This is a genomic window from Dolichospermum sp. DET69, from assembly GCA_017355425.1.
In the GTDB taxonomy this organism is placed as follows: Bacteria; Cyanobacteriota; Cyanobacteriia; order Cyanobacteriales; family Nostocaceae; genus Dolichospermum.
Genome location: CP070234.1, coordinates 1 through 16979 on the forward strand (window position 1 = coordinate 1; position 16979 = coordinate 16979).

The 16979-nt window shown below is 39.2% G+C and carries 18 protein-coding genes and 2 pseudogenes; 15 read left to right on the forward strand and 5 right to left on the reverse strand.

Going from position 1 to position 16979, the window contains the following annotated elements; all coding sequences use genetic code 11:
* From EZY12_26725 to EZY12_26745, 5 genes and pseudogenes are all read left to right on the forward strand, one after another.
* Entirely contained in the window at positions 1 to 1149 is a 1149-nt protein-coding gene (locus EZY12_26725; GenBank protein ID QSX70947.1) for a ParM/StbA family protein, read from the forward strand.
* A complete protein-coding gene (locus EZY12_26730; protein QSX70948.1) occupies positions 1146 to 1736 on the forward strand; it encodes a hypothetical protein in 591 nt (196 codons plus the stop codon). The genes EZY12_26725 and EZY12_26730 overlap by 4 nt, the downstream gene beginning before the upstream one ends.
* A 385-nt stretch (positions 1737 to 2121) precedes the next feature.
* Positions 2122 to 2838: pseudogene (locus tag EZY12_26735) on the forward strand (mobilization protein).
* Positions 2839 to 3100: 262 nt separating this feature from the next.
* The gene (locus EZY12_26740; protein ID QSX70949.1) at positions 3101 to 3883 is read left to right on the forward strand and encodes a hypothetical protein; all 783 of its coding nucleotides are present in this window, start codon (positions 3101 to 3103) and stop codon (positions 3881 to 3883) included.
* A gap of 37 nt (positions 3884 to 3920) precedes the next feature.
* On the forward strand, positions 3921 to 4475 hold the full coding sequence (locus tag EZY12_26745; protein ID QSX70950.1) for a hypothetical protein: 555 nt from the start codon (positions 3921 to 3923) through the stop codon (positions 4473 to 4475).
* A 338-nt stretch (positions 4476 to 4813) separates the two neighbouring features.
* Here EZY12_26745 and EZY12_26750 read toward each other — a convergent pair whose 3' ends face one another.
* The 3 genes from EZY12_26750 to EZY12_26760 form a co-directional block, all read right to left on the reverse strand.
* Positions 4814 to 5938 carry a site-2 protease family protein gene (locus EZY12_26750; protein ID QSX70951.1) on the reverse strand — a complete coding sequence of 375 codons (1125 nt, stop codon included), beginning with the start codon at positions 5936 to 5938 and terminating at the stop codon, positions 4814 to 4816.
* Between the two features lie 230 nt (positions 5939 to 6168).
* Positions 6169 to 6558: a hypothetical protein gene (locus EZY12_26755; protein ID QSX70952.1), complete on the reverse strand. Its 390-nt coding sequence runs from the start codon at positions 6556 to 6558 to the stop codon at positions 6169 to 6171.
* Positions 6559 to 6754: 196 nt separating this feature from the next.
* Positions 6755 to 7180 carry a hypothetical protein gene (locus tag EZY12_26760; GenBank protein ID QSX70953.1) on the reverse strand — a complete coding sequence of 142 codons (426 nt, stop codon included), beginning with the start codon at positions 7178 to 7180 and terminating at the stop codon, positions 6755 to 6757.
* Between the two features lie 161 nt (positions 7181 to 7341).
* Between EZY12_26760 and EZY12_26765 the strand changes: the two are divergent.
* The 3 genes and pseudogenes from EZY12_26765 to EZY12_26775 all read left to right on the forward strand — a co-directional run bounded on the left by EZY12_26765 (position 7342) and on the right by EZY12_26775 (position 9043).
* Positions 7342 to 7728 (forward strand): annotated as a pseudogene (locus EZY12_26765) (hypothetical protein).
* Between the two features lie 702 nt (positions 7729 to 8430).
* A complete protein-coding gene (locus tag EZY12_26770) occupies positions 8431 to 8829 on the forward strand; it encodes a transposase (GenBank protein QSX71016.1) in 399 nt (132 codons plus the stop codon).
* 58 nt (positions 8830 to 8887) lie between these two features.
* Positions 8888 to 9043: a hypothetical protein gene (locus EZY12_26775; GenBank protein QSX70954.1), complete on the forward strand. Its 156-nt coding sequence runs from the start codon at positions 8888 to 8890 to the stop codon at positions 9041 to 9043.
* A gap of 370 nt (positions 9044 to 9413) precedes the next feature.
* On the opposite strand, the gene EZY12_26780 is transcribed toward EZY12_26775, so the two are convergent.
* Positions 9414 to 10046, reverse strand: coding sequence for a primosomal protein (locus tag EZY12_26780; protein ID QSX70955.1), 633 nt, complete (start codon positions 10044 to 10046; stop codon positions 9414 to 9416).
* A gap of 518 nt (positions 10047 to 10564) precedes the next feature.
* Here EZY12_26780 and EZY12_26785 point away from each other — a divergent pair.
* From EZY12_26785 to EZY12_26815, 7 genes are all read left to right on the forward strand, one after another.
* Entirely contained in the window at positions 10565 to 11935 is a 1371-nt protein-coding gene (locus EZY12_26785; protein QSX70956.1) for an AAA family ATPase, read from the forward strand.
* Positions 11928 to 12410 carry a hypothetical protein gene (locus tag EZY12_26790; GenBank protein ID QSX70957.1) on the forward strand — a complete coding sequence of 161 codons (483 nt, stop codon included), beginning with the start codon at positions 11928 to 11930 and terminating at the stop codon, positions 12408 to 12410. Before EZY12_26785 ends, EZY12_26790 begins: the two co-directional genes overlap by 8 nt.
* Positions 12411 to 12445: 35 nt before the next feature.
* Positions 12446 to 12658: a hypothetical protein gene (locus EZY12_26795; protein QSX70958.1), complete on the forward strand. Its 213-nt coding sequence runs from the start codon at positions 12446 to 12448 to the stop codon at positions 12656 to 12658.
* A gap of 56 nt (positions 12659 to 12714) precedes the next feature.
* The gene (locus EZY12_26800; protein ID QSX71017.1) at positions 12715 to 13002 is read left to right on the forward strand and encodes a nucleotidyltransferase family protein; all 288 of its coding nucleotides are present in this window, start codon (positions 12715 to 12717) and stop codon (positions 13000 to 13002) included.
* A 26-nt stretch (positions 13003 to 13028) separates the two neighbouring features.
* Positions 13029 to 13367 (forward strand): hypothetical protein, encoded by a 339-nt coding sequence (locus EZY12_26805; protein ID QSX70959.1) that lies wholly within the window; start codon positions 13029 to 13031, stop codon positions 13365 to 13367.
* Positions 13368 to 13462: 95 nt separating this feature from the next.
* A complete protein-coding gene (locus EZY12_26810; protein QSX70960.1) occupies positions 13463 to 15049 on the forward strand; it encodes an AAA family ATPase in 1587 nt (528 codons plus the stop codon).
* A 172-nt stretch (positions 15050 to 15221) separates the two neighbouring features.
* Positions 15222 to 16073, forward strand: a complete 852-nt coding sequence (locus EZY12_26815) for a zinc-dependent peptidase (protein QSX70961.1) — start codon at positions 15222 to 15224, stop codon at positions 16071 to 16073.
* A gap of 14 nt (positions 16074 to 16087) precedes the next feature.
* Here the strand turns inward: EZY12_26815 and EZY12_26820 are convergent, their stop codons facing one another.
* Positions 16088 to 16876 carry an AhpC/TSA family protein gene (locus tag EZY12_26820; GenBank protein QSX70962.1) on the reverse strand — a complete coding sequence of 263 codons (789 nt, stop codon included), beginning with the start codon at positions 16874 to 16876 and terminating at the stop codon, positions 16088 to 16090.
* Between the last annotated feature and the right edge of the window lie 103 nt (positions 16877 to 16979).

Below are 16979 nucleotides of genomic sequence, written 5' to 3' on the forward strand. Positions count from 1 at the left end.
ATGTCAAACCTGATTGTTAGTTTTGACCCTGGTGCTTCCTTGACCAAGATTGTTTATGAACTAGCAACTGAAGGCAAACCATGTTTAATGACAATGGAACCAGAAATGCTGAAGTTGCCCCAAAGTTCAATTGACGCTTATATGTCGAGTCGCAAGGGTCTTGAATCTTCTAAACCAGTAGATGAAGCTTGGGTGTCTTGTGCGGTAGATGGTGATACACAATGTACAGTAGTTGGATTCCTGGCACGTCAGTTTTCAGCATCCGCCAGATTAGATAAACTCAAGTACGAAACTTCAATTGACAAAGCTCTAGCAGTAATTGGTGCGATCGCTCAACACAATAAATTGCCCAACAGGTTCTCGTTATCCCTTACTTCACTATTACCCTATGGAGAATATCAAAATCGTCAAGCCTTTGAAGAACAGTTGCGAGTGGCACTCAAAGATTTTAAATTTCGGGGTCAAAGGTTGCGGGTAAAACTGGAACGATTCGAGTGTCTGCCTGAAGGTGCGGGATTAGCGATGATTCGTCAACGCCAGAACGGGAAAGAATGGTTTAACGCCCAAACCATTGCCGTGCTGATGTTTGGGCATCGCAATACCAGTCTACTCTTATTTGAACGAGGCAAGATGACAGCGGGTTATACCAATGGGCTGGGTTTCCACCAAATGGTAAAGCGGGTAATTGAACGCACCTCTGGACAGGATGCCACTACTTTGACTGCTGCTATCTATGCAGCCGGTTCAGATATTACAGCAGATAATCAAGCAATTCGTGCTTTGGTTAAAAGTAGAGACGCAAAAAACATTGATTATGAGTTGCAGATGATTGTTAATGCTATTGCGACTGCTAAATCTGAGTATTGGTCTAGGCTTTACGATTGGCTGGAATCCACTTTACCTGCTGTCAACGAAGTGATTTTGAGTGGTGGTGCAGCTTTGTACTTAGAGCAAGAGTTACAGGATTGTTTTGAAGAAATTACCACTTATTGGGGTAATGATTTACAGCAACAGGTACAAGCAGCATTGAAAAATGCAAAAAATGATGATCACCATACATTTCGAGAGCAGGAAACTTTGTCATTTAGGTTAATTGATGCTTTTGGTTTATTTATGCGATTTAGAGGGCAAAAGGAGAAAGTAGCATGACTAATAAGAAACAGCCTCAAAATAATGACAATAATAAACAGCCCAATAGTAATGGTAGTGGGAAATTGCCTGAAGCAAATGATACTGACAAACAATATAAAAATTTGAGTTTTCGGCTTCGTGCTTACTCAGATACTGCTGATGGAAAGTTAATTACATACTTGCAAAAAGGTAATGGACTTAGTACCAGCAAAGAAATGCTATTGCAGGCATTAAGAATGTGCTGGTTACCGTTAGCATACAAAGTACAAGCAGATGCAGGTGTTAGTGAACAAGAACTGCGTCAAATAGGGTTGACTTGTTGTCATTCTCTGGAGCAACATTTAACTTATTTACGAATCGAATTAGGATTACCACTCAAATCAAGTGATGCTTTGCCTATACCTCTAAGTACGATGACTAATCCTCAAACCTTGGCTGCTATGTTTGGTTTAGATGCTAGTAATTTCACTAGTAATGATGATAGTAGTAGTAGCGAAGACGAAGGTAATAGTGATCAGGCAAATAATCAAATTGATTCTGACTCTTTCATTCCCGGTAAAGGCTCTTTTCATGATGACGATGACGATATGTTCGCAGATATTTAATTATCCATTAGACATCTCCGAAAAAGAATCTGAAACCTTTAACCTGTCTAGCTGAAAACCTAATTTTCGGAGAGTTCTATTAATGCAAGATTAATCCTTTTCTAAGAAACAGAAATGTTTCTTTACATCCATTAGGAGGGATCACTCGTAAACAGCTTCTGTCAAACTAGCCCTGTTCTGTCACTCTCTGAAAACAATAATCGAATCCATCTTTTGTAACTCTTATTTCATCAAGGTTTGACGCTTTTTTATGTATTAAAAAATCAAATTATTGCATAAAATGTCAAAACCAAACCCTCACAGACCTTTCAAATATTGCATTTTCCCTACTCTGACAGAACAGGGTTAGTTAATAACATAGTTAAATCACAAAGGAGTAAATAACATGGCTGCAATTCACTTCATTGATGGTGAAAAAGGTGGTGTTGGCAAGTCTTTGTTTGCCAGAGTTATGGTGCAATATTGCATTGACAATAAATTAGTTTATGAATTGGTGGAAGCAGACCAAAGTAATCCAGATGTAGGTGCATTTTACCCAGACAATCATAAAACAGCCATTTTTAGTGAATCAGAGCGCAAAGCTTATGAAGCTGATGAAATCTTTAATTTGGCACTTGAAACTGCTGTGATTGTCAACTTACCTGCTCAAGTCTATCCAGCAGTAACCGATTGGATTGAGCGTAATCAAATTTTAGAAATTAGTGGTAAAAACAAGGTCAAGATACATAAATGGTTTGTTTGTAGTGGAGGATATGATAGTGTGCAGTTATTTATGCAATCTATCGAACGGTTTGAAAAGAGGGTCAAACATATATTTATCCGTAACTTTGGTTTATGTGATGATTGGAAACACATAGACGAAAATCAGGAGTTAAACGATTTAATCAAGACTTACAAAGTCCCAGTAATTGATTTTCCCAAGTTTAGTTACCGAGAACGGAATATCCTTGATGCGAAACGAATAAACTTTTCTGAAGCTAAAGATTATAAAGATTTAGGAATATTAGGTAAACAGAGATTACATAGTTTTCTCAAACAAGCTTTTGAGGAAATTGAAAAAGCTAAAATTTGGAACCCACCAGTAGCTTCAATTACTCCCCCATTAGAAAAAGTTGATAGTGCTAATACTGATAGTGCTAATACTAATCGGAGAATTGCTCCCAAAAAATAACCTATTTGACACTCTTCAATCTAATAGCGGAGTCTGGCTTTAAGTAGGTTAACCGAAAAATTTAAAGGTATGTGAAGAGAAGTAAAGAAAGCTCAAACTCTTTCTCCCTGCACCCTGCCTTGCCCCAACGACTATTTTTAACGTTAACCTCCTTAGTCATAGACTCGCTCGTTTCCTAATTACTCGTTATCCTATGAAGAATTATCACCCTGAAGAACTCGATTTAGATGATGATTTTTTGGATTCAGTCGCTGCTAGAGGTAGAGGTTTAAGTCGGATTCCTTACCCTACTTTACTAGATTTAGCTATTCGTGGTAAGGATGATGCTTTTAAAGCAAGGGTTTGGGAAATAGTTGTTCAAACCGGACTTGACCCTGATGATCCAGCATTTCTAATGATGATTGCGACTGGCAGACTACAAGTGTTGTTAGAAGACAGTCCTCAAGAAATGGAGACAATGTTTGACCAGTGGCAAACCCAACTTTATGAGCATCTGCAAAGCTATGAAAAAGCAGCAGTCAAAGGACAGCAGAAAGCGATCGCTCACGCAGTCACGACATTAATTAAGCATACAGAATTTGAGCGTGCCGTTCATTCAGTTCCATCATTAATTGTTGCTGGAATACTCTTATTGATTACCGCAACAGTGGGTGGAATTCTGGGTATAGGGGCAATGCTTTGGTATCAATCTAGCAATTTAGACCCAACTGGTTCACGCCAATTGACTCAACAAGAAGCTAATGCTTTGGCATGGACAACCACTAATGAAGGTAAGTTTGCTCGTAATTTCATGGAATGGAATCGAGATTTATTGAGTCGAGATAGTGCCGGTCAATTAACTTGTACGAAGGAAGTAAAACGCTTAGGGGTAACTCTAGAAATGGGAGCAAGCAGCAAAAAAGCCGTATCAGGTTTTTGTACTCTTTGGGTGCAACCTCTTAATCAACGTAAGTTTGTTTCTCAATCAAAAAATTAGTTGTTAGTTGTTTAATTGTGAAATAGGAGTGAAATAAATGATGATCCGCAAACTTCGCTTAACTTGGTTATTAGTAATAGGAGGAATTTTAGTAGCTTGCACTAATGCAAGCGCTGATTTAAACACTAATCAACAAAACAATATCACCAAAGCTCAGACTTCATCTATACCTAATTACCCACCAATGTATGATGTTGAAGTAAAGATTTGTGATAATATTATTGCTCCAGTTAAAGACGGTAAACGCTGTATCAAGCACAAATTACGTTTGTGGGGTCTAGTAGAAGAAGCAAAATTGGTTCGCACAGGTATTCCTCTACCATCAATGTCTGCTGTAGCTCATAAATTAGCAATTAGTTCTAAAGGCTGTTATCCTGAATACTCTCAACCTTCTCAACCCCAGTTTTATTGGGCGGATCTCCTTATTTATGTAAATAAAAGAGGAGCGAAACCAACAATTGAAGTTAACAAAATTCAACTGTCCAATCAGCAAATTTACGAGTTAATGACCAGTCAATTTTCTACTCCGAGAATTGCCACATTTGGTGGTGTTGGTTGTAAACCTCTACCTGTACCTGTGAAAAAAAAGTGATTTTTCAGCCTAAATTTATGTCTGGGTCTATAACGTAAATTAACCAGCCATTTAAATCTATGGTTTCTCCCGATGTGTCTGGTTTTGGATAAGTTTTTTAGACCGGATATATAGCTGTTTTCTTGATTCCATAATTACAGCCTTGTAGGAGCATATTTTTTGAATAAGCTAATCAGCATTTAACTTAAATAAAACTGGGCTGAAAACCCATACTAATAGAGAATTGGTTGGAAAACATAGATAACGATTAGCTTACTTATCTATATACAAACATCAAAAACTCAAAACTGCTTTCTTTTCAAGGCAATTTTGAGTTTTTATTTGGAGAATTGAAGAGATTATGCAAATTTTGTTTGTACTTTGTTCTGAAGTAAGTTGATAATTGCAGCTTTTTCTAAAATACCAACCAGAAAACCATTATCACGGATTACAGTCAGTGCTGATAACTTTTGTGTTTCGAGTAACTGTACTACTTCTAGCAACGGTTGATCCGATTGTACGGTGCTAGACTGCTCAATTGGTTTCATGACTTTGAGAACTTGAGTTTCTGCCCACAATGTATTGGGAATAGTTCGCAAGTCATCAACTGATATCGCTCCTAACAATTGTCCTTGCTCATCTGTCACCAAAAACCGGCGGTATTCCTGAGCATTTAAGAGCCGTTGATCAGCAAACTCTCTTAAACTCAAATTCGCTTTGACAATCGGGCTATCGTTAGTTACAGCATCCGCTGCTGTTAAACCTGTGAGTTTTTCTTGCACTCTAGCAAATTGGGCAGCATTACCAGCATTTTGTAGCAAAAAGAAGCCAATTAACAAGTTCCAGAAGTTAGCAAAGCTACCCAAAAATAGTAGAGGAATTAAACCAGAAGCGATCGCTAACCAACCAAAGATTTGTCCAATTCGGCTGGCAACAACCACTCCTTTATAGGATTTACCAGTAATTTTCCAAACTATTGCTTTAAGTATATTTCCTCCATCCAAAGGCAAGCCAGGAATGAGGTTAAATAGAGCTAATGTCAAATTAACAGAAGCTAGTAGACCAAGGATAGCAGCTAACGGTCCAGATGCAGCAGTCGCAAAACCAACTGTTGTCGCTGTAGCAAATAGCATCAAACTAACTATTGGTCCGGCAATAGCTACCCAAAAAGCTGCTCCTGGAGTTGACGATTCTTTTTCTAAGCTTGCCAGTCCACCAAATATAAACAGTGTAATTGATTTAACATCAATTCCTTGGCGAATAGCGACAAAGCTGTGTCCTAATTCATGGGCGACAACTGAGCTAAATAACAACAGTGCCGTCATTAATCCTAGTACCAAAGGCAATCCTCCACCTAATTGGGGAAATTGTGCCGCTAGTCCGCTGCTGTAGCTCCAAGTTACCAAACCTAGAACTAAAAACCAGGAAGGATGTATATAGAAAGGTATTCCAAAGAGGTTGCCAACCCGAATTGTGCTATTCATGGCGTTTACCTGTTATGTGAGCATTGAGAAGTTTGTTTTTGCTTCTCTTACATGACCTTATTGTAAAGGAATATTAAGTAAACTTAATTTTTGTAACGGTAGTGGTGTCCGTCCGTTAAGGTGTGGTTATGCGAATTTAGCCTCAAAAATACAGTTTTTATGGGTAAGGGTGGGTGGGCAAAAAAGTAACCCCACTTAAACGTGGGGTTGCTGTTTTCAGCAGTAGATACTTAAGATGCTTCAGCAAATCTAGCTGCACGTTGTTGTTTGTGAGCCTTGCGTCGCTCGCGCACTGCATCCAAATCCTTTAATCCATAGAAACGTTTAGCGTAAGCTAACAGTTCATTGATGGGAGTATCAGCATAGTCCAGACGAAACTCTGTGTTGTGTTCGTTCCAATCAAATTCTTCTTCATTAAACCGGGCTTTAGCAGCGAGTTCTCGTCCAGTCTCCTCTCGTAAAACTTCGAGTACCATTAATCGTACTTTATCTTGATATCCCATAACTTTTTCCAAAGCTTTGGTTTCTTGCTGATTACGTTTCCGTTTGATTGGATTTTCCGTACCTTGATATTCCATCGCTTTTTCTAAAACTTTAGTTTGTTGCTGATTACGTTTCATAGCATTGTCCTTTGATTAACGAATTACTTACTTGGATCTCGCATAGATAGCATCGACAGATGCCTTCTGAATTAAAATTCAATTTTTGATTGCTAAAGCTAAAATTCAGTTGCAATTATTGTCTTCAATTCTGTTGATTGTATTAGCTACGCTCTCCAATGAAATGCCCCGAATTATTGGAATCGGGGCATAATAATTAATCTTCAACTTCTAAATCTTCGTCATCTTCATCCTGTTCAAAATCCTCATCTATCCAGTCATCTGAGTTATTACTTAAACCATTAAGTCCCTCCATGCGTTTAGAGCGAGCAGCTTTATGAGCAGCACGTCTATCTCGAATTTCATCCAGATTATTCAAGCCGTAAAGTTTGCGGGCATAATTCACCAATTCTTTCAATGGTGTGTTCAGGTAATCGTTACGAAACTGTGTGTTATGTTTTTCCCAATCAAACTCTTGTTCATTAAATCGGGCGGTAGCTGCTAATTCTCTCCCCGATTCTTCCCGTAATACCTCAATTACCATCAAGTGGACTTTTTCCTGATAAGTAATTACTCGCTCTAAAGCTGGAATGTGTTTTTTAGTTTTAGAGGCTGTTTTAGTGGCTTTGCGAGTCTTCAGCATGAGAATTACTCCTTGATATTTTCTGTTTTTCTCATAGAAACCGCATCGAAAGATGCAATTCGCTGAAATTTACATTCGTTGATTCGTATCGGCTCAATAAATAGGGGTAACAGAGGAAAATAAGTGCAACGAGGTACACACAGTGTCATAGAATAGAAGACATGACGCAAAAAATTATTGAGAGTGACAAATCAATATCAGATTTACTGCAAACCATCGAGCCAAAAGGGATTGCAGACGAATCAATGCGTCATACAGTAGAGATATTACTGAATCTAATAGAGCAATTAGAATTAAAAGTCAAAGGCTTAGAGTCAGAAAATCAACGGTTAAAAGATGAAAACAACCGCTTGAAGGGAGAACAAGGTCAACCAGACATAAAAGCCAAGAACAAGAAAGGGTTTGAAAACAAACACTCATCAGAGAAAGAAAGGAAAACGCCAAAACAGCACTCCAAGGGCAGTAAAAATCAAGCCATTAAAATAAACCGAAAACAAATATTAGAATACCCCCAAGACAAACTACCAGCAGACGCACAGTTTAAAGGGTATGAAGAAGTAATCATCCAAGACATCATCCTGACAACCGATAACGTACTATTCCGGAAAGAGAAATACTACTCACCCTTAGAAAAGAAAACCTATTTGGCAGAACTGCCAAGCGGTTACGAAGGAGAATTCGGTCCAGGAATCAAAACCTTAGTTATCAGCTTGTACTACGGGGGCAACATGACCCAAGGCAAGTTGTTAGAATTCTTAGAGGATATAGGAATTTCCATGTCAGCGGGGTATTTATCTAATCTACTGATTAAAAACCATGCTGATTTTGAAACAGAAAAAACAGAAGTATATTCAGCAGGACTAGAGAGCAGTCCTTGGCAACACTTCGACCAAACTGCTGCCCGTGTTGGTGGGGTCAACCATACTACCAATGTCATCTGTAACCCTTTATATACAGTCTACTTGACAACTCCCAAGAAAGACCGATTGACCGTACTCAAAGGTTTGCAGAATACCAAAGAACTGGAGTTTATTCTCAATCAATTTACTTATGAGTTACTGATAAATTTCCCACTACCGAATAAATATAAAGACGCTCTCCAACTATTACCGCAAGAAACTGTGTTGAACTCCGAACAGTTTCATGCCCTACTGGATACCTATCTACCCAAACTTGGTTCCCAACAACGAACTCGAATCATGGAAGCAGCGGCTATTGCTTTCTATCATCAACAAACTGATTGGCCAGTGGTGCAAACTCTGGTGTGTGATGATGCTCCCCAATTTAAGTTACTGACTGATAATATTGCTTTGTGTTGGGTGCATGAGGGACGACATTATAAAAAGTTAAGTCCGTTTATTGCTTGTCACCAAACGATTTTAAAAGATTTTCTGGATAAGTTTTGGAAATATTACCGGAAATTATTAGCTTATCGAGATTCTCCTTGTCAGGAGCAAGCTGACGAACTTAGGTCGGAATTTTGGACGCTTTTTTCTACAGAAAGTGGTTATCAACAGTTGGATGAGCGAAAACGATTAACGCTGCTGAAAATTTCCGAGTTGCTTTTAGTATTAGAGCATCCTGAATTGCCTTTGCATAATAATCCGGCGGAGTTAGCTGCTAGGACGATGGTGCAGCACGTACCGTGAACGTAATATTAGTTATGCCACTCAAACTGTTGAGGGTACTCAGGCTTGGGATACTTTTATGTCTCTTGTTGCTACTACTCGTCAGTTGGGTATCAGCTTTTTTGAATATATCCGCGACCGGATTTCTCAGCTTGGAAATATTCCATCTTTGGCAACTATTATTCGGGAAAAATCTGTTCTCAATTCCTTTGGTTTGTCATGGGTGCTTGAATAACTCTTTCCCCGATATATTGAGGGGATACGTTGATTCTTTCCAAACTTTGTTTTACTAAATTTAGTTTTTATAGGCATTGCTGTTAGCATAATTTGGCGGATGATTCCTACTTCGTCATATAAGCTATGGCTCATGGGATAAAATTTTATACTTTTAATTACATGAAATTCAATGTTTTCAGTTTCTAATTTATTCCGCATTTAGACAATGACAATTTATAACTTTAAAACTTTGTTTGAAATATTACAAGAAGTAATAACTCTGATTTTTCTGCATTATTTTGTTCAAAGTCAATAAAAAAATAACCTGTATTGTTAGTAGCAATACATGGTTATTTATAGTTATAATTCTGTCACTTATTGAGAATCAATTACTCGTCATCGTCCTCATCATCTTCATCTAAATCGTCATCTTCATCCAAGTCCTCATCGAGTTCATCGTCATCATCCTCATCTTCGTCCAAGTCCTCGTCAAGTTCGTTATCTAAATCATCCAGTTCTTCCACTTCTTGTTCTTGGAATGAGTTGCGACGTTCTAGTGATGCCCGGTTGAATTCGACTAAATCAGCTATTGCTTGCTCCGGGTCTTTGCTGATTGTGTCGTACAGCATACTCATGAAAATAGCAACTACTTCTGGTGCATATTTGAGGGCATCTGGTTGTCCAAACAATTTAGGAAATAATTTGCTGTTCCATTTCTGCCAATCGAACTTTTTATTACCACCTTTCTTTTTGACTTGAGCAGCAATATCAAGTCCGAGTTTTTCACGGGCTGCATGACCGATTTTGGTAGAAATTCTGGAGTCTCGTAACTGTAATTTAATCCCGTACTCTTTGAAGATTAAATTTCGCAATTCCTTCAATAAGGCTAATGCTTCCTGTTGTGGTGAAGCCTTTACTGCCTTAGATTTAGTTGCGGTAGCTGTGTTATTTGTTTTTGCTGATACTTTACCATTAGCTGTATGGCGAGTATTGCCGTTAGTACGAGTTTTGGCGATTGCCATTTAACAAACTCCTTTAAGAAAGTGAAATTTTCACCTCCTTGCCGCAATCGCGGCTTTCATCTCCATTTATTTCCAATTTCATGATTAAGATTCTAAATCTATCTTTGCTGTGACAACTATTTACACTTGTAAATATCCAAATAAACAAGTGGATTATTCTGGTGATATAGCAATCAGATTTGAGTTATTATAGCTGGCGAGGCGTAGCCATATTGAATGATAAAACAGGCAACAAAAGGCATTCACATTTTATTTAGAATTACTATAGCAATTCCCATTTAAGTGACGTATGAGCAAAAAGAATTAACCGCAGATGGAAAAGGATGAGCGCAGATAAACACAGATAAATTTGTACCCCGTTAGACTAGGAAATGCTATATATGCTTATTCATACTCAATAAAGCAGTAAAAAAGTACAAAGTTAAACAGGAGCAACAAGAGCGAATACTGACGAATATATTTGCGTAATCTCCTCTTTGCTTCACTATAAAATCGAGCATTTAGAGGAAAATTGTAAGATGAGTGCCATGCTAACCGAATTTACCCTCGCCAACTTTAAAAGTTACAGTACAAGCGGAACTTTGAACAGTTCGGCAGTCCCACTGTCCCACCTGTCGAAGAGCCGATTGCCTCTAGGATCTTTGACTGTCCTCATAGGAGCTAATGCCGCAGGTAAAAGTAACGCCCTGGAAGGTTTGCGCTTTCTGTCATGGCTGGCACAAGGGCAAAAACTCTCCAGCATTCAATATGCGGTGAATAGTGCAGAACGTGTTGTACGTGGTCGAGTCAATGATTTATGCCATCGAGGAGAATCAAATTTTACCATCGGTTGCCGTTTAGACTCAACAGAATGGAACGAACTCAATATAACCCTGAATGTCCGTGATGGAGAACTGCACATCAGTAATGAGCGAATTGCTGACTTAACAAATTCAGTCCCACTATATGAGTTAAATCAGCCTTCAGAAGGGATAAATACTGATGTTAGTGTGGCATATAACAACTTTACAAGAGGGCAGAACAAGCCACGAATAACGTGCAGTGATCAAATGGCTATCTTTGTGCAATTAGACAGCCCTGCCCGTTTTGATGCCAAATATGAAAATTCCCAAAAGATAATTCCTGAAACAGTCCGCGAATATCAACGAGTCTTACAGAATATCCTGTTTCTAGATCCCGTTCCCGCCAAAATGCGCGAGTACAGCTTCAAATCTGATAAGCGATTACAAGAAGATGGTACTAATCTGTCCAGCGTTCTCTATCGCTTGTGGGAGAACCAACCCGAAAATCAACAGGCAATTCTCAACTTTATCCAGAGTTTACCAGAACAGGCTATAGAAGGGCTAGATTTCCTTGTTGGTCCACGAGATGAAGTCATGGTGCGATTAGCCGAAACTTTTGGTAATACCCGTCGCTATTGTGAAGCCGCATTATTATCAGATGGCACATTGCGGGTGTTAGCGATCGCAGCAGCTATGCTATCGGCAACTGAAGGAAGTTTGGTAGTTATCGAAGAAATTGACAACGGTGTTCATCCCAACCGTGCCAAGCATCTACTAACCAGCATCCGAGATATTGCCGAGCGGCGTAAATTACGAGTGCTGCTTTCCACACACAACCCAGCCCTAATGGATGCTTTACCCGATGCTGCCCTGGGTGATGTAGTCTTTTGTTTCCGAGATCCAGAGGAAGGGAATCAAGGAAATAGTCGCCTGATCAGGCTTGGGGATATGTATGATTTCCCCAGTCTCATATCGCAAGGACCATTAGGACAACTGGTAACTGCTGGAGTAGTGGATAGGTTCGTTAAGTCACCGCACACACCTGAAGACAGAAAACAGCAAGCTCTGGCATGGCTGTCTCGTTTGCAGGAGTACAGTAATGAGTAGTATTTGTCTGATTGATACCAGCATATTCTTGGAAATACTTAACGTTCCCAACTATAATCAACATAGAGCATCAGTTCTCGAAGATTTTCAGACCTATGCTCAATCTGGCTGTACTTTTTTGTTGCCTATGGCGACCATTCTCGAAACAGGCAACCATATTGCCCAAAACGGCGACGGCACAATGCGAAGGAAAACAGCCTTACGTTTTGTTAAAGCAGTTAAAGAAGCATTCACAGGTGAAGCTCCCTGGCGAACTACTACATTCCCAAACACAACAGAGATAATGTTATGGATTGACCAGTTCCCGGAGTTGGCTGGTAAAAACAAAGCTCCCGATAAACAAGAAGGAACAAGCTTCGGGGATCTCAGCATCATTAAAGAATTTAATAAATCGTGTAAACGTTTCCCCATGAGTGAAGTATTTATCTGGTCACTAGACAGAGATTTACAGAGCTATCATCAAACGCCAACATGAGTCAGTAGTAGATTAGCACTAGTAAAGGAGGCAGTATGACAAAAATTACTATTCGCAATATATCTGATGAGTTGCTTGAGCGCATTAAACGCTTGGCGGCACAAAAGGGGATTTCGATGGAGCAAGAAGTCCGTGATTTGTTGCAAAAACGTTATGGGCAACGGGATGAAGTGCTTGCTCGTATTCGTCAACGGGCGGAGGTATTACCGATGGAAGCAGAAAGTCGGGTGCAGTCTTGGAAGGGATGAAAAAATTGCAAGCAAGGCGGAAATAATTGTGTTTGTTAAGATTAAATTAACTGTGGCTGACGATAAAATATGATAAAAAGTATTCACTACAAAAGCAATCTCTCTGTGAAATTTATCAAATTACAGAAATTTGGATCTTTGGTTCTTATGCTAGGGGAGAGGAGACGGAAGCAAGTGATATAGATATTTTGGTTGATTATAAAACAGCGCCTACTTTTATTATGTTGGTGGAACTTAGGGATTATTTAAGTCAGTTGTTTGGCTTGAAGGTGGATGTTGTTACTAAGAATGGGCTTAAACCCCGGATTCGTGAGCGTGTTTTAGCCGAGGCAATTTATATATAATTTATATTACCGAAGAGCCAAAAATTATGCAAATTACTTTAGACATACCTGATGAAATGGCGCGAAATTTAGAATCTCGCAAGGAAGATTTACCCCAAATTTTGGCTTTAGGATTGCGAGAAATTAGTGCTAATCCGGCGACAGGTTTTTCTGGACTAACTGAAGTTTTAGAGTTTTTGGCAAAGTTACCGTCTCCTCAAGAAATTTTAACTCTCCGTCTTTCTCCTATGGTTCAGGCTGAAATTGAATCTCTCTTAGACAAAAATCGCAGTCAAGGTTTAGATGAAAGCAATCGCTGTCTTTGGCAACATTATGAGTTTATCGAAAATTTAGTGCGTCTTGCTCAAGCTCTGCTTAGGTTATAACAAAGCCGATTGGTTAGCAATAATTATCCATAAGGCTAAGGCATTAGTAATCAATTTGCTCTATAAGAGGTAAGTAAGTCATTCACATCAAATTCATGAAATTGACAGACTGGCCTGCCCTAGCTAACCAAAATACGGCAATTGTGGCTGTGGAATATCATACGCCTGACAGAATGCAGATTTTAGAGCAGTTTTATTATTGGGGTGAGGAGCAATCTTTGTCAGTCTTTCTCTGGAATCCCGGTTACTGTGAACTACAACAATTAATTCAGCATCAAGGTCAGTACATCTTACAGTCAAGTGATAGGGGTAAAAACCAGAATATTATTCAGTATCTTTTGTCAGACTATCAACCAGGTATTTATTTGTTAGAGGGAGTGTTACAGGAAAATAATGGTAGCCAAATTAGTCAAAAACTTAGCTATCAATTACTGAATGCTTATCATCAAGGTTTGTGGAGTCAGCAAGATAATTATTGGGTATTACTAGAAACTTACGTTCAACTACCTCTAGAATTACAGCCTTTTATTCCTGTACTGTCTAATCCATTGCCAAACCAACAGCAGGTAGAACTGATTGTACAGCAGTTTTTTGATTGTTGTTCGCACTCGACTTTAGGCAATGGCTATCCTTACTCAAAAACAAATTCAACAAACCAAGCATTGCAATTGCTAATTCGTGCCTGTCAAGGTTTACCCAGAGGCGAGATAAATTTGCTACTGAAACAATGTTTAGGTTTTGCAGATAAACTTGAGGATATCGCCCAATTAGTTCTTGATCATAAAGTTAACAAATTAAAGGGACGGGGTTTAGAGTACATTGCCCAACCGGATATCCCTTCATCTGCGGGGTTAGATTTATTGGCAACAAGGTTAGAAACTATTACCTGTTTGTTGCAACCAGAAGCACAAACATATAATTTGAAGTTTCCCACAGGAATGTTGTTATGGGGACCACCAGGAACAGGTAAAAGTTTATCTGCCAAGTTAGCCGCTAAGAAAATGGGCTTGCCACTGTTAGCCGCTAATTGGGGTGTACTATTGGGTAGTCCTCATCCTGACCGAGCTTTAAAGGAATTTATTGCTTTGGTAACATCCCTTGCTCCCTGCGTTCTCTACTGGGATGATTTTGATAAAGGTTTTGCCGGTTGGGACTCGAATGCAGACGGAGGTGTAGCCCGGCGGTTGTCTGCGGGTTTGTTAACGTGGATGCAGGAACACCAAGAGCCTGTTTATACGATTGCCACTATCAACCGTCTAGAAATGCTACCTGCGGAATTAGTGCGTCGTTTTGATGATATCTTTTTTGTGGATTTACCCCATGAGGGGGCAAGATACGAAGTTTTCAATTTGCATTTAGCTAAGTATTTTTCAGCTTTTTCAGGCAATGATTCACCTTGGAGTGATGAGCAGTGGCGGAGGCTGTTAGCTGAGTATAGAATTTGTACTCCAGCCGAAATTGGTAATGCTGTGCGTCGTTGTGCTGAGAATGCTTTTGCTCAAGGTAGAGCAGGACAAATTGAGTTTGAGGATTTGTTGAGACAGCGATCGCAATTTACCCCAGCAATGGAACGAGAATCAGAACAAATGCAAGCTATTCGCAATCAGGCTATTTATGCTCAACCTGTATCGAGTCAGGATGTTTCACCGTTTGCTTATCAACATCGGGAGTTATTTGGATAAGCTGGTTTTATCCTCAACAATTTAGCTAATATAGAACTGGTATTTGAGTTGTGAAATTATCTGTGTAGATAGTGAACAAGTAAAGTGTATGGAGGTTTTCAAGAATTAAATATGATTCCTATATATGATTTTAAATTTTCATCAAATATGGCAGTAATGCAACCAATAATCAATGATTGAAACAATTATTGTCTTTGTCATTATTGGGCTAATTATCATTGGGATTTTAGCCAATCCCTTCCTCATTAAAAGAAGAAGAAACCGTCTTAAACGTCGCCCTTTTCCTCCCCTTTGGAATGCCGTTATTGAGAATAATCTTCCTATATATCTCTATCTGTCATCAGATGAAAGAAGGCGACTTCAAGGACATATTCAAGTGTTTTTAACCGAAAAGCAATTTATTGGCTGTAGAGGATTACAGGTAACAGAAGAAATGAAACTGATTATTGCGACTGTTGCCTGTTTACTTCTACTTAATGAACGAGGAGAATACTTCCCAAAATTGCGTTCAATTTTGGTTTATCCCAGTGCCTATATTGTTAAAGAAACGGCTGCTATTAGCAATTATGTTGTTGAAGAAAGGCGTGTCGCTAGACTAGGGGAATCATGGACAAAAGACCAGTTAATATTGTCTTGGGAACAGGTAAAACAGGATACTTTTAATTGGCAAGATGGACATAATGTTGTCCTGCATGAATTTGCCCATCAGTTAGATCAAGAGGATGGTCAAGCTGAAGGTGTGCCGATTTTACAACGCAATTCTGACTATTCAATTTGGGCTAAAGTGATGAGTGAAGCATATCAACAACTTTGTCATGATGTTCTCGAAGGTAGAAATAATGTCATGGATAGTTATGGTGCAACGAATCCCGCAGAATTTTTTGCTGTAGCGACTGAAACTTTCTTTGAAAAACCACACAAATTGTTATTTCATCATCCGGCAGTTTATCAGCAACTAAAATGTTACTATGATTTAGATCCGGTGCAGTGGAATTATCATTCTTCTGTCAATTTTGGCAAATAAGAAAGCGATATAGTTTACGCACAGTTGTCTGTTTCAATTAAGGATAAAAATGATAGGGGTTGGCTCATATTAGCAGCAAAGCCGAGAATTCCTGGATCTCGATGTTCGTAAAGTAACTGACCTTTGCTATCAAACAAAAAAGTGCCACCACGCTGAGTTAAGTAGGCAGAATTCGGTACATAAGTCTGCCAATTTCTGAGGACTTCCACCATATTCCGTAGCCGCAGAGTAGCTAACTCAAAGGGGCGTTGAAAGCCACTGCCGCCGGCTAATTGGAAAAATGAGCCTTGGAAGGCAGGTAGAGGAGTACCTTGAATGATTTCATTATCCCCAATCAGTTGAGGGGCTTTGCGGTCGCCCTTGTATCCCCGAAAAACTTCCGCCAACGTTCCCGGACTACCAATCCCTGCACACATCAAAATTAGATTTAGCCAAGCTTTCTGGGACTCAGCAAACCCAGGGAGAGAAAGATTCAGACCAGAATAGAGATTGAGTTGGTGATGTAGTTCTCCATCAGGTTCAACAAATAAATTTTCCGGCGGAAATCCTGTATATTCACAGAATTTTGTGCCAGAAGCGAGATTACCAATTCCCACCGCACGAATAGCGAGTTTTTTATCTGTCAAGTTTTTAGCTTCACGCTGCAACCACCACGCATATTCAAGACTATCAAAATCTCCAAGTTGTGGCCAAACTAAAATAAGGATATGTGAGGCAGTCTCGCAATTTTCTAGCAAGGGTCGGCTCATGCCATCACTAACACGTTGATATTTGTTCTGATTAAGGATAGCGTAGGGGTTCATTGCAAGATTAACTGCTATTTAGCTATTAAATTTTAGCCCAATTTAACAGAATTTACATTGATTGTATCAAATTGCCGTAATATCCCGTCCCTTTATAGAGCGG

Bases quoted from the DNA above. Each gene is read 5' to 3' on its own strand.
- EZY12_26750 (QSX70951.1), bottom strand. From the start codon at position 5,938: ATGAATAGCACAATTCGGGTTGGCAACCTCTTTGGAATACCTTTCTAT.
- EZY12_26780 (QSX70955.1), bottom strand. From the start codon at position 10,046: ATGGCAATCGCCAAAACTCGTACTAACGGCAATACTCGCCATACAGCT.
- EZY12_26785 (QSX70956.1), top strand. From the start codon at position 10,565: ATGAGTGCCATGCTAACCGAATTTACCCTCGCCAACTTTAAAAGTTAC.
- EZY12_26810 (QSX70960.1), top strand. From the start codon at position 13,463: ATGAAATTGACAGACTGGCCTGCCCTAGCTAACCAAAATACGGCAATT.
- EZY12_26795 (QSX70958.1), top strand. From the start codon at position 12,446: ATGACAAAAATTACTATTCGCAATATATCTGATGAGTTGCTTGAGCGC.
- EZY12_26760 (QSX70953.1), bottom strand. From the start codon at position 7,180: ATGCTGAAGACTCGCAAAGCCACTAAAACAGCCTCTAAAACTAAAAAA.
- EZY12_26775 (QSX70954.1), top strand. From the start codon at position 8,888: ATGTCTCTTGTTGCTACTACTCGTCAGTTGGGTATCAGCTTTTTTGAA.
- EZY12_26740 (QSX70949.1), top strand. From the start codon at position 3,101: ATGAAGAATTATCACCCTGAAGAACTCGATTTAGATGATGATTTTTTG.
- EZY12_26745 (QSX70950.1), top strand. From the start codon at position 3,921: ATGATGATCCGCAAACTTCGCTTAACTTGGTTATTAGTAATAGGAGGA.
- EZY12_26790 (QSX70957.1), top strand. From the start codon at position 11,928: ATGAGTAGTATTTGTCTGATTGATACCAGCATATTCTTGGAAATACTT.
- EZY12_26815 (QSX70961.1), top strand. From the start codon at position 15,222: ATGATTGAAACAATTATTGTCTTTGTCATTATTGGGCTAATTATCATT.
- EZY12_26730 (QSX70948.1), top strand. From the start codon at position 1,146: ATGACTAATAAGAAACAGCCTCAAAATAATGACAATAATAAACAGCCC.
- EZY12_26820 (QSX70962.1), bottom strand. From the start codon at position 16,876: ATGAACCCCTACGCTATCCTTAATCAGAACAAATATCAACGTGTTAGT.
- EZY12_26755 (QSX70952.1), bottom strand. From the start codon at position 6,558: ATGAAACGTAATCAGCAACAAACTAAAGTTTTAGAAAAAGCGATGGAA.
- EZY12_26805 (QSX70959.1), top strand. From the start codon at position 13,029: ATGCAAATTACTTTAGACATACCTGATGAAATGGCGCGAAATTTAGAA.
- EZY12_26725 (QSX70947.1), top strand. From the start codon at position 1: ATGTCAAACCTGATTGTTAGTTTTGACCCTGGTGCTTCCTTGACCAAG.